The organism is Candidatus Micrarchaeota archaeon (assembly GCA_028866575.1).
GTDB lineage: Archaea > Micrarchaeota > Micrarchaeia > Micrarchaeales > Micrarchaeaceae > UBA12276.
The window spans coordinates 111404-123029 of sequence record JAGWHU010000001.1 but is presented as its reverse complement, the minus strand read 5'-3'; the positions used below and the strand labels follow the sequence as shown (position 1 = coordinate 123029).

Here is an 11626-nt window from a genome sequence, read left to right as displayed (position 1 = left end):
ATGGACAAGATCTCGGAAGGAGCTGAATCATCCATATACTCGGTGAATTTCATGGGGCTTGACGGCATACTGAAGAGGAGGATGAGCAAGCCATACAGGATAAGGGAGATAGACGAAAGTATAAGGACTAGGAGGACGAGGAAGGAGGCAAGGATAATGGGAATCGTATCATCATTGGGGATAAATTCGCCCACAGTCCTGCTTGCGGACAGGTATGACATATTGATGAGCAGGATCAGGGGCAGCAGCATGAACCGGATTCTTGAATCCAATACTGGAAAAATACCGCGCAGCGTGTTCTCGGAAATAGGCAGGGGCATTGCGGTGCTGCACAACAACAACATAACCCACGGAGATTATACCCCTGCAAACATAATGATTGACAAAAAGCAGAATGCGCACATTATAGATTTTGGATTGTCAGACATAAGCCTTTCCGCGGAGGACAAGGCGATGGACATATTATTGATGAAAAGGTCAATAGATGAAGCGCATTTCGGCGTTTTTATCAAAAGCTACAAAGCGGCATGCAAGGAAAGCGCATCGATACTGAAAAGGCTTGAAGATATAGAGAAAAGGGGAAGATACAATACAAGGACTCTTTTGACAGTCTGAATTTATTTGGTTTCCGACGCCGGGTTGGTGCGTTCGAATAGGTGGGAATTTCTCATTTTGTATATTTTTAGTATGCATACGTCTATTTGTGTTGCTGCGTCTTTGCTAATCGTGCCTTTGCCAACATTATCTTCGCCAGTTATTTGCGCTGTCCCGTAAGCGCCAGGCTTGCTCTCGCCTTTCCTGAATATCGGCAGATTGAATAGTTCCTGCCTTTCGGACACCGAGATGCCTGCGTCCATAACCCTCATGAGCCTGCCAAGTATCTGCCTCTCCTTGACCGTAAGGCTGCCGTCCTCTCTCCATTTTTGAACCACTTTCCTCATACCATCAGAGTCCAAAGATCTAGTGGGCATGCTATCGCCAGTTTATCTGTAGCAGCAGTAATATTTATAATTTCGCCTTTGCTGGTTTAGCCTTTTCGGCAAGCTTGAAGCCTGCGGCTACGAGTATTGGAAATATTATGCTTGCGTCGCCCCATACCTTTATGTTGTTCCCGTCAAGCGCGGCCTTGCCCCAGCTTTTTGCCTCTTCCGGGTTCGCGCCGGCGTTGCTGCCGTCTTGCTCGTATGCGGTATTAACGTAAATCGTATAATCAGCGCCCTCTCGCAGCATGAGCGCATTCATTATGTGGTGTTTCGGCACGGATCCGCCGAGCAGTATTGCCCCGGTCTTTTCCGCATTTATAACAGTGTCGTAAAGCAGCTCCACCTCCTTTGCAAGGCCGATCTCGAAATCCCTGTGCTCTTTCTTGAAGAAGTAGATGTGGTCGCCTATTGCGCCGTCGGCCAGCGGTACGCATAGCAGGGGTATGCCGTTCCTGTATGCCCAATAGGTAAAGCTCTCCTTGTGGTTCGGGAGCCCCTCAAGGGCCTTGCCCATATGCTTCACGAAATCCACGCTATCCACCAATTCCCCCGATGCTTTCTGCCTTGCATATGCCTTTTCCAGAATTCTTCGCATGAACTTCTCGAACCATATGTACCGCTCGTTGGGTATGAATATGTTCCCCGTCCTGTTCACCCCGTTTTTCCTGAGGTAGGCGCCATCGGCAGAGAATGACCCATGCAGGAAGCTGCCGTGGGTCTTGATTATGTCCTCTTCGAGGCCTCCCGTAGTTGTAACTAGGAAATGCACCTTCCTGCCCTTAACAAGGTAGGTGAGGATGTCCCTCAACCCGCTCGTGGACACGTTGGAGGTGAACCCTAGGAATATGATTGCCTTGTCCTTCTGCATCCTCTTGAGCAGGTCTATAGCCTTTCCAAGGTTGGTTGCCTGGAAGCCCGTATCCTTGTAGGATTCGAAAAACCCAGCGGCATCAAACCCCTTTTCGAAGTCGTACCCGCGGATTTTGCCGTGCCCCAGCTCCACGCTCTTCCTGAACAGCGCCTTTTTCGGGTCTATTTTCCTTGGCATGATATCCCAATTGGTAATCTGATAATTTAGGCTTTTGCATGATGGGCTCTAGGACGACTGTATTGGGTTTTGGATAATACCTTTTTATCTTTTTAGGTTTTATTATATTAAAGACGATTGGTTAATGGTCAATGGTGGTATGATGGATGCCCTGAGCCCGGATGACGAGGAGATTCTCCGGTTTATTGAAAGCGCAAAGCCCAAGATATTTGTTGTTGGGACCGGAGGGAGCGGAACCAACACCATAAACAGGCTGTTCAGCATCGGCGTCCAGAGCGCCACCCTAGTATCGATGAATACCGATGCGGCGCATCTCGTGAAGATGAAGGCCGACAGGAAGCTGCTCCTCGGGAAGAAGCTGACAAGGGGGCTTGGCGCGGGCAGCGACATAAGGGTCGGCGAAGGCGCGGCAGTGGAAAGCAAGGAGGAGATAAGGCACCTTTTCGGCGACGCGAATTTGGTGTTCATAACATGCGGCCTCGGAGGGGGCACCGGAACAGGGTCCATAAGCACGATAGCGCAGATAGCCAAGGATGCCGGGGCGCTGACCGTAGCTATAGTTACGCTCCCGTTTACGAGCGAGGGCAGGACAAGGATGCGAAACGCGCTGGAGGGGCTGTCGAAGCTCAGGAGGGTAACAGACACCACAATCATAATACACAACGACAAGCTCCTTTCTGTTGCCCCTGACCTGCCCTTGAACATGGCATTCAGGGTATCGGACGAGGTGCTTGCAGGTGCCACCAAGGGGATAGTGGAAATGGTAACCAAGCCCGGAATGGTAAACATAGACTTTGCAGACCTCAAGGCGGTGCTTAAGGACTCGGGCTATGCAGTCATAGGCAGCGGGGAGGGCATGGCGACCAACGGTGGCACAAGCAGGGCTGTAGTGGCGCTTGAAAACGCGATAAAGAGCCCTATGCTCGATGCTGATTTCACCACCGCCAGGAAGGCGCTTGTCAATATCGTTGGAGGGGACAGCCTTACCCTCAGGGAGGCAGAGACGGTCTTCCAGGACATAGCAGGAAGGATAAGCGGAGAGGCGATGCTGAAGTGGGGCGCAAGGATAGACCCGGAGATGCAGAAGGATGCGCTCAAGGTGATGATTGTCGTGAGCGGGGTTGAGTTCCCGGAATACACAGAGGAAGGCATAAAGAAGCGGATGCAGAACATGGAGGACAACATCGAAATAGAGAACCTTGAATGATGTCGCAGATCAATCGCGTAGGTACAAAACCAATATATATCTTGATAGGCCTAATAAGATTGGTTAGGCAGGATTGAGTGATAAAATGGTAATGGTAAACAAGAAGGGAAACGGGTTGGGCAGGCTGGTCACCCATAAGGATGACGATGTGGAAAGTTTCCTGAATGCGACAGACGTGATTGAGGTTAAGGTGCTCCTGAGGGGCCAGAACTACGTATTCAAGAAGGAGGAAGGGGAAGGCAACAAGTGGATCAGGTACTCAGTGGACACTGAAGGAAACCTGGTCAGTACCAGATCCGACTGCTGAGCAGGAACTTCTTAAGCTCAGGCGCGCAGCTTAATGTATGAGCGTGAACACCAGGAACACCGGCGCAAGAAGTATCGATATCGTGCTCACCACTTTTATCATTGAGTTGAGTGCAGGGCCTGCGGTATCCTTTAGCGGGTCCCCGAGCGTATCGCCAACTACTGCCGCCTTGTGCGCATCGCTGCCCTTGCCGCCGAACTTGCCTGACTCTATGTACTTCTTCGCGTTGTCCATTGCGGCCCCGCCGTTTGCCATGAACAGTGCAAGCATCAGGCTTGCAGGTATCATCCCAACAAGCAGCCCGCCAAGCGCGGCCTTTCCGAGTATAAGCCCTACAGCTATTGGGGTTACTATTGCTATGAGCTCTGGTATTGCAAGGGACTTTATCGCGTTTATCGTGGCTATGTCTACGGCCTTTGCATAATCAGGCTTTGCGGTGCCTTGGAGAAGTCCCTTTATCGTCTTGACCTGCCTCCTTACCTCCTCCACCATCAGGTTTGCCGCATATCCTACAGATTCCATCAGGAACGAAGAGAACACGAATGGTATCAATGCGCCTATGAAAACCCCGACCATTACGGAGGGGTTTATCGCGTCGATTGCTGTCAGGTGGGTGGCCTGCGCAAACGCAACCAGCAGTGCCGTTGCCGAAAGGGCTGCGCCGCCAATTGCGTATGCCTTTGTGGTTGCCTTTGTGGTATTGCCCAGAGCATCAAGCTGGTCCGTGACTTTCCTTACGCCGGAAGGAAGCGATGCCATCTCTGCTATGCCTCCGGCGTTGTCCGTTATCGGGCCGAATGAGTCTATCGTGAGCACCGTGGCCGTAAGCGACAGCATCCCTACTGCGGCTATGCCTATCCCGTAAACCCCGGTGGTGTAATAGCTCACGAGTATCGCTATCACGATGAAAAGCACAGGCATCCAGGTGCTGCGGAGCCCGACGGCCAATCCCGTTATGACATTGGTGCCCGCGCCGCTCCTTGAGGCGTTGGCTATCTTGATTACGGACTTGCTCTTGCTCCCGGTATAGTAATCAGCTACCCAGAACAGGAGCATGGCGAGTATTAGACCTGACAGCACAGGTATGAATGCACCCATTCCAAGATGCATCGCGTATACGAGCGCTAGATCCAGCAGCGCAGACACTATAACAGCGGATCCCATGCCCATGTAGAGCGCCTTGTTCGGCTTCCTGCCGAAGCGCCCGAGGATTGGAATGCTCACAAGGCTTCCGAAGAAACCCAGTATCGCAACGTACAGCGGGTATGCAAATCCGTTTGTAACGTAGAATGATGTTGCGGATCCTGCTGACGATGCAAGCGCGGCCGCAATGAGGAGCGCGGCTACCAGCGTGACAGCGTAGCTTTCGAACACGTCCGCTGCCATTCCTGCGCAGTCGCCCACGTTGTCTCCGACATTGTCAGCGATTACAGCAGGGTTTCTCGGGTCGTCTTCCGGAAGGTTCAGTTCGGTCTTGCCGACCAGATCCGCGCCGACGTCAGCCGCCTTCGTGTATATGCCACCGCCGACCCTTGCGAACAGGGATATTAGCGAGGCGCCGAACCCGAATCCTATGAGTATTGCTATGCGCGATACGGTGAGGAATATCAGAAGCACGCTCAATCCCACCAATGCGAACCCTATTGCTGCAAAGCCGGTGACCGAGCCGCCGAGTATTGCGGTCCAGAACGCTTCCTTTACCCCGTTCTCCGCGCTCTTTGCGGTCCTTATGTTAGCCCTTACTGCCACGTTCATTCCCAAGTATGCAGTAAGGTAAGATGCAACCGCACCCACTGCGAATGCCAAAACAATCTGCAAGCCAGAGGGCAGGAATATGCCGAAAAGTATGCCGAGCACTATCGCGAACACAGCTATGACCTGCAGCTGCCTGTTCAGGTAGGCGCTCGCGCCCTCCTTGATTGCCTTCGCTATCTCGCGCATCTTAGGGGTGCCTTCAGGTTTCTTGAGCACCTGCATCGCGGCGTAAATGGCGAAAAGCACCGACGCTATACCAGCTAACAAGCTATAATAGTAGAATTGCATATCTAACCCCCGATAAACTCTAAAATATAAGAATTAAGTTATTTAAATGCTACCCCTTGGGCCTGAAGAATCCCACCCACAGCAGGAGTATGCCAAGGAACTCCGCTATGTAAAGCATGGAGGGGAACGCAGCTATGTACAGCGTCCCGGCTATGCTGACGAGTATTACACCAGCTATTATGCTTAGGTGCCTGTAGCTTTTGCCTTTTAGGTATCCGGACAATGCAACGATGACCAGTATGGCAGCAGCCGGGAAGGTTATGAAGGAAGATGCGTAAACCGTCAGCAATGGGGGAAGTCCGTATACTATGTAGCTCACCACCAGGTTGGCAAACCTTGATACGATTACGGAATAAAGCATGAATGCTGTGCTTGCGGCGCAGAATGCGTAATATGCCAGCTTTATCCTTCTGGAGTTCACCAATTGTATAGATCCTAGCGCCAGCAGCTCCACAAGTATGGCGACTATGAATATGTACGAGGCCATCAGGAACTCGGAGTATATGCCTATTGCGAACAGGATCTCGAGCAAGACACCTATTGCGAACGCCCACATGCCCAGGCTCCAGAAAAGGCTGCTGGCCTTCCTGCCCCTCAGATATGATCTCGTGAGGAACAGCGTAAGCACCAGCGTCAGTATGAACGTTATGGTCGTTATGGCAACGCTTTCAAGCTGCAGTATTGGGATCATCAGAAAAACCCGGCTTCAATCTTTTATTGATTCGTACACCTCTGCAGCGCCCCTTGCGACTATGAATATCACTAGCAGCGCGCTAAGCGCATATGCGGGCAACAGCGGATATGACGAAACATATGCCAGTATAAGGTATGAGAACGTGACGAATTTAAGGACGTTGACGCCTGCCCTTGATATGCTTGAGGCGTAAAGCGCGCTTGCTATTCCGGTCTTCATCTTAGATGATGTGCCCTTGGTGCCCAGGAACGCATCAGCTATAGAATGGCGTATTATTACTATTACAAGAAGGAAGAAAGGCAGTATCCCGACAAAGGTGAAAAGCGCCCAGAAGGAGTATTCGGATATCCTGTCAGCTGCGACGTCGAATCTTGGTCCGTACCTTGCGCTCTTTTCTATCCCGTTCTTGGTGTCCTTTATTTTCTTTGCGTACCTCTTGTTCCCCAGGGAGTAGCTTACGTACATGCGCAGCGTTATCTTTCCCTTGCTCTCCTCGCTCAGGGCCAGGAATCCGTCAACCCCGTCCATTATGAAAGCGAATGCAAGTAGCGCTATTGATATCAGCGGATCCGCCTTGACCAGTATCAGATAGATTACAAAGAGGATTATACCCGTCCTTATGATAGTGCTGGCATCCGCGCTCCTCATGAACGATCATTTGTTTTTCGGATTTTTTGGATGGTAGTATGCCACAGCGATAGAAACCGTGGCTCAGCCTACCACCAAGTGATAAAATGTACTATTACCCTACATTCAAAGCATATATATCTTTGCTTTTTTCATAAAAATGAATTCTGATTTTGCGGCGTTTTTGTGCCGTTTGTCTAATGGCAGTGCATTTGCGCAAAAACATCAGGTTTAAAAGATTTAATTCCATAAATAGTATTGGGTGGAGCGATTAAATCCTCCAAGGTAATCATATGTTCTTACTATTGAGTTTGCTGGGCTGGGTTGCGCTTGCCGTTGTTGCAGTCATAATAATAGTGGTCCTTGTAATCATAGGCGGGTACAACAACCTTATAGGCCTGAGGAACAGGGTGCAGGATGCGCAGGCGCAGATAGACGTGCAGCTCAAAAGGAGGTTTGACCTGATACCCAACCTTGTGAATTCCGTAAAGGGTTACATGAAATACGAGCAGAACGTGCTAACCACTGTCACAAAGCTGAGAAGTTCGATAGTTTCAGGAAGCATGCAGGACAAGGCGCAGGCCAACAACCAGATATCACAGGCATTGAAGACGATATTCGCCGTGGCTGAGAATTATCCGGATCTGAAGGCCTCGCAGAATTTCAAGCAGCTCCAGGACGAGCTTACGGATACCGAAGACAAGATATCATTTGTAAGGACCTCGTACAACGACTACGTGCTTGACTACAACAACGCGATACAGACATTCCCGGGAAGCGTGTTCGCAAGCTCATTCCATTTCCAGAAGGCTGAATTCTTCCAGGCCCCGGCTGAAGCGGCTGAGCCGGTGCAGGTCAACTTCGATGACGTGAATGCTCCGCAGAAGCCAGCCGCTGCACAGGCAGCGCCAGCTGCACCGCAGAAGCAGCCCAGGAAAGGAAGTGGCAGGAAGCGCAAGGCGCAGCCCCAGGGCAAATGAACTGCGCAAAACGCGCACATTAGGAGATGATCATGGCAAGCTTCTTTGACGAGATACATAGGAACAAGCTAAAGTCCATCCTGCTCATGCTCGCATTCGGCGCGATATTCGGCGGCATAGTCTTCCTGTTCGTGTACCTGCTTGGCGGAGGCCCGATAGCATTCGGCGCCGGCATTGCGATAATAGTGCTTTACGCCTTTGTATCTTACCAGTACGGCAGCGCGCTCGTGCTCAAGATGTCAAGGGCGCAAATTGCGGACAAAAAGCAGTATCCGCAATTGTACAACATAGTAGAGGGGCTTGCCATGGCATCGCAGATAAAGATGCCTGACGTGTATGTCATAAACGACCCGAACCCAAACGCATTCGCAACCGGGAAGAACAAGAACCATGCATCGATTGCAGTGACAACCGGGCTTCTCTCAATGATGAGCAAGAACGAGCTCGAGGGGGTCATCGCACATGAGATGTCCCATATATACAACAATGACATACAGTTCATGCTGTTCGCGGTAGTTTTTGCAGGGGTCATAGGGCTGATGTCTGCAGTGCTGAGGAACCTGTTCTTCTTCGGATTCGGGGAGGAGAGGGGGAACGGAGGCATACTGGTGCTTGTGGGCATAGTGCTTGGGCTCCTGGCGCCGCTCTTCGCCCTGCTGCTCAGGCTTGCGATATCAAGGAGGAGGGAGTACATGGCGGATGCCAACGGCGCAAGGATAATAAGGGAACCGGAATACCTTGCCAGCGCGCTCAAGAAGATACAGCAATATGAGAAGAAGCCAAACGCAACGCCGGTAAAGAATGCGAACGAGATGACAGCATCGCTCTACTTTGCAAACCCGTTTACGGTTAGGTCGATAATGAACCTGTTTTCCACCCATCCGCCGATAGAGGACAGGATAAAAAGGCTGGAGAGCATGTACTAATCCCTGTAGTTTATAGCTGGTTTTCCCTTGCTAGCATTAAAATCTTTTTTTACATAGATATAGTGTTTATCAGCAGGGCGACCAAATGCAACGTACAAGACTGAGGGATTTGCCGTACCTCCCCAAATGGATAATATTGAGTATTATCATAGGGGTTGTTGTAGGCTTAACCATCTCTCTGTTTTTCTTTACTGTAAGCTCGGTGCTAGGCTCGGTTTTCGGCAAGATAATAGGACTGAGCATACCGAACTCCTACAGCGAGGGAGGCACCATAAGCTACCATTACACGCCTGATGCAAAGATATGGCTCATACCGATTATAGCAGCAATAGGCGGCCTTATAGTGGGGCTGATAAGGCATTCGTTCGAGCCTGATGAGGGCTATGGAGGAACCGGCAGCGCGATAAGTGCATTCCACAACGACAACGGCGAGATAAAGAAGCGGAGCACGGTAATAAGGTTCATAGCATCGGTCATCACGATAGGCACAGGTGGAAGCGCAGGGAACGAAGGCCCAAGCTCGGCGATAGGCGCAGGAATAGGATCGAGCATAGGGGAATTCCTTGGCCTGAATGCAGAAGAGAGGAGGACAGCGCTCGTAATAGGGATAGGCGCTGGGCTTGGAGCAGTGTTCAAGGCGCCGTTTGGCGGTGCAATTTTCGGAACAGAGGTGCTTTATAAGAACGACTTTGAGGCGAATGCCATACTCCCGTCGTTCATAGCAACAGCGATAAGCTACACCATATTCTGCTCGTTCTTCGGGTTCGCGCCAATATTGGGCAGGTACTCGGGGGTGATAAACCTCACCACGCTGATATTCTTCGGCATACTCGGCCTGCTTACTGGCCTGTATGCGGTAATGTACTACAAGTCGTCACACTACATAAGCGACAAGTTCAGGAAGCTGAAGATAAGGAGGTTCCTCAAGCCCGCTTTGGGCGGCCTTATTGCAGGATTGATATTCATAATGTTCCCCGAAACCATCGCCATAGGGTACGGGTGGCTGCAGATTTTCGTGAACCAGCAGCTGAACCTGATACCGACTTTCGGACTCCCGCTGTTGATGGTGCTGTTCATGCTGCCATTGGCAAAGATACTCGCGACAGGGCTCACCCTCGGCTCGGGAGGAAGCGGAGGGGAGTTTGCACCAGGAATATTCATAGGAGGATCCCTTGGTGCATTGTTCGGAACTTCAATGCACATCATGTTCCCGGTATTGGTGCCTTCGATAACGCCGTTCGTCATAATAGGCATGCTAAGCCTTTTCGGCGCGGCAGGAAAGACGCCGATAGCCGTGATGATCATGGTGATAGAGATGACAGGAAGCCTGACGCTTCTTGCCGCGGCGATGATAGCCACGTTCATAGCGTATTTCATTTCGGGCAGCGGCAGCCTTTACAAGTCGCAGGTGGAAAACAGGGAGGTTTCCCCAGCCCACGAGATAGAGCACCTGAAGCCGCTGCTCAAGGATGCGATGAGGTACAGCATATCGGAAAGCCTGATAATAAAGGACGGCCTGGACGTAAATGCGACCACGGATCAGGGAATAGACTTCATGAAAAAATACAAGCTCAATTCGATACCGGTTACAAGCACAGGCAAGTTCGTGGGCGTCCTATCCTACAAGAAGGTTAACGGAAGCATCAGAAAGTCGATAATGAAGAACATGACCCCAATAAGGCAGACCAGCAACATAGACAACCTCATGTCCTCAATGCACAAGAACAACTCCAGGTGGATGCCAATAGTGGAGGAGAACGGGAAGTACGTGGGCTTCGTGAAGCTAAGCGACGTCATAGCCAAGTACAAGGTCCAGATAAACGATCTCGGCAACGATGTAATAGACCTGGACTGGGTTTCTTAGCCGTTTTAATATCGCCCGAAGCAGGTGTTATTCATTTTGTTCATAGCCCGCACCTTATTTATTCTATCAAATTCTTCTCGTCTTATGAAGTTAAGATTTCACAGTTTGACGCTTTGAATGCTTATGTGAGTTACCATTCCTTATGTACTTCTGGAAGTCACCCTCACACAATCTTGGCCCGAACCCATATTGGTGCAGGTTTTTTATCGTTGTGACTAAAACTTTATCCTTGCTACTGTCAGCCACCAATATCTCTATGTCTCCTTTTGACAATTCGGCAAACTCCCAAAGCATCTGCCTGCATATCCCACATGGACCAGACAGTACATTTACTTCGTTAAAGTCGGATTTTGCAATGACTGCTATTTTTTTAAACAAATATTCACCGTTTGTCACTGCATTTCCAATCGCTATCCTTTCTGCACAGATAGATGCATATGCACACGTGTTTATATTCGCACCAGTATAGACAGCCCCAGATTCGGCGAGTAGGGCAGCACCAACATAAAATTTACTATAAGGGTCGTACCCATTTTTTACTATCTTGTCTGCACTGTCTATAAGGCTTCTGTCTATTTTATCTAGATTCTTGTAAGATTTTATCATTCCATCTCCCTTCGTATCGGTCTATACTTATATCCTGTCTTTGGTATGCTCAACTATATTATTTCCTAAGTATTCTGTGATTGTTATGATTGGTTTTTCTAGATAATTCGGTATAAAAACGGTAGGGTATCTTGAGCCTATTTAATTCTCTTACTTGAAATCCCCAAACAATAGAAACGTGCTCTCCATCTATGTATGCCCCTTGTCTAATGCCTCCAGCTTCTGACATTGCCTCTTTTCCTTCTATCCTTGCTTTTCGAGAAGGAAATATTAACATATATGTATTTTCGTCTTTTATTCCTGATTCTTTTTCTTCGAATTTTGATTTTGTCTTCATAATA

13 protein-coding genes are annotated in these 11626 nt (G+C 49.8%); 6 read left to right on the top strand and 7 right to left on the bottom strand.

The features are described 5' to 3' along the window. Positions 1-615: a Kae1-associated serine/threonine protein kinase gene (locus KGI06_00745; protein MDE1870752.1), complete on the top strand. Its 615-nt coding sequence runs from the start codon at positions 1-3 to the stop codon at positions 613-615. 2 nt (positions 616-617) lie between these two features. On the opposite strand, the gene KGI06_00740 is transcribed toward KGI06_00745, so the two are convergent. Beyond that, positions 618-941 carry a hypothetical protein gene (locus KGI06_00740; GenBank protein MDE1870751.1) on the bottom strand — a complete coding sequence of 108 codons (324 nt, stop codon included), beginning with the start codon at positions 939-941 and terminating at the stop codon, positions 618-620. 64 nt (positions 942-1005) lie between these two features. Then, positions 1006-2031, bottom strand: coding sequence for a deoxyhypusine synthase (locus KGI06_00735; GenBank protein ID MDE1870750.1), 1026 nt, complete (start codon positions 2029-2031; stop codon positions 1006-1008). 124 nt (positions 2032-2155) lie between these two features. Between KGI06_00735 and ftsZ the strand changes: the two genes are divergently transcribed. Both ftsZ and KGI06_00725 read left to right on the top strand, forming a co-directional pair. Then, positions 2156-3238 carry a cell division protein FtsZ gene (gene ftsZ / locus KGI06_00730; GenBank protein MDE1870749.1) on the top strand — a complete coding sequence of 361 codons (1083 nt, stop codon included), beginning with the start codon at positions 2156-2158 and terminating at the stop codon, positions 3236-3238. 85 nt (positions 3239-3323) lie between these two features. Next, positions 3324-3545, top strand: coding sequence for a hypothetical protein (locus KGI06_00725; GenBank protein ID MDE1870748.1), 222 nt, complete (start codon positions 3324-3326; stop codon positions 3543-3545). A 30-nt stretch (positions 3546-3575) separates the two neighbouring features. Here KGI06_00725 and KGI06_00720 read toward each other — a convergent pair whose 3' ends face one another. The 3 genes from KGI06_00720 to KGI06_00710 are packed head-to-tail and all read right to left on the bottom strand — an operon-like array spanning position 3576 to position 6930. Beyond that, positions 3576-5588, bottom strand: a complete 2013-nt coding sequence (locus KGI06_00720) for a sodium-translocating pyrophosphatase (GenBank protein MDE1870747.1) — start codon at positions 5586-5588, stop codon at positions 3576-3578. Positions 5589-5637: 49 nt separating this feature from the next. Continuing rightward, on the bottom strand, positions 5638-6279 hold the full coding sequence (locus KGI06_00715; protein ID MDE1870746.1) for a hypothetical protein: 642 nt from the start codon (positions 6277-6279) through the stop codon (positions 5638-5640). Between the two features lie 15 nt (positions 6280-6294). Further along, a complete protein-coding gene (locus KGI06_00710; GenBank protein MDE1870745.1) occupies positions 6295-6930 on the bottom strand; it encodes a CDP-alcohol phosphatidyltransferase family protein in 636 nt (211 codons plus the stop codon). A 272-nt stretch (positions 6931-7202) separates the two neighbouring features. On the opposite strand from KGI06_00710, the gene KGI06_00705 reads away from it, so the two are divergent. The 3 genes from KGI06_00705 (at position 7203) to KGI06_00695 (ending at position 10679) form a co-directional block, all read left to right on the top strand. After that, complete coding sequence (locus tag KGI06_00705) at positions 7203-7889, top strand: LemA family protein (protein ID MDE1870744.1); 687 nt, start codon at positions 7203-7205, stop codon at positions 7887-7889. Positions 7890-7921: 32 nt separating this feature from the next. Beyond that, positions 7922-8815 (top strand): M48 family metalloprotease, encoded by an 894-nt coding sequence (locus KGI06_00700; protein ID MDE1870743.1) that lies wholly within the window; start codon positions 7922-7924, stop codon positions 8813-8815. 85 nt (positions 8816-8900) lie between these two features. Beyond that, positions 8901-10679: a chloride channel protein gene (locus tag KGI06_00695; GenBank protein MDE1870742.1), complete on the top strand. Its 1779-nt coding sequence runs from the start codon at positions 8901-8903 to the stop codon at positions 10677-10679. 90 nt (positions 10680-10769) lie between these two features. Here the strand turns inward: KGI06_00695 and KGI06_00690 are convergent, their stop codons facing one another. Further along, complete coding sequence (locus KGI06_00690) at positions 10770-11285, bottom strand: cytidine deaminase (protein MDE1870741.1); 516 nt, start codon at positions 11283-11285, stop codon at positions 10770-10772. 58 nt (positions 11286-11343) lie between these two features. After that, positions 11344-11622, bottom strand: a complete 279-nt coding sequence (locus KGI06_00685) for a hypothetical protein (GenBank protein ID MDE1870740.1) — start codon at positions 11620-11622, stop codon at positions 11344-11346. Positions 11623-11626 lie beyond the last annotated feature (4 nt).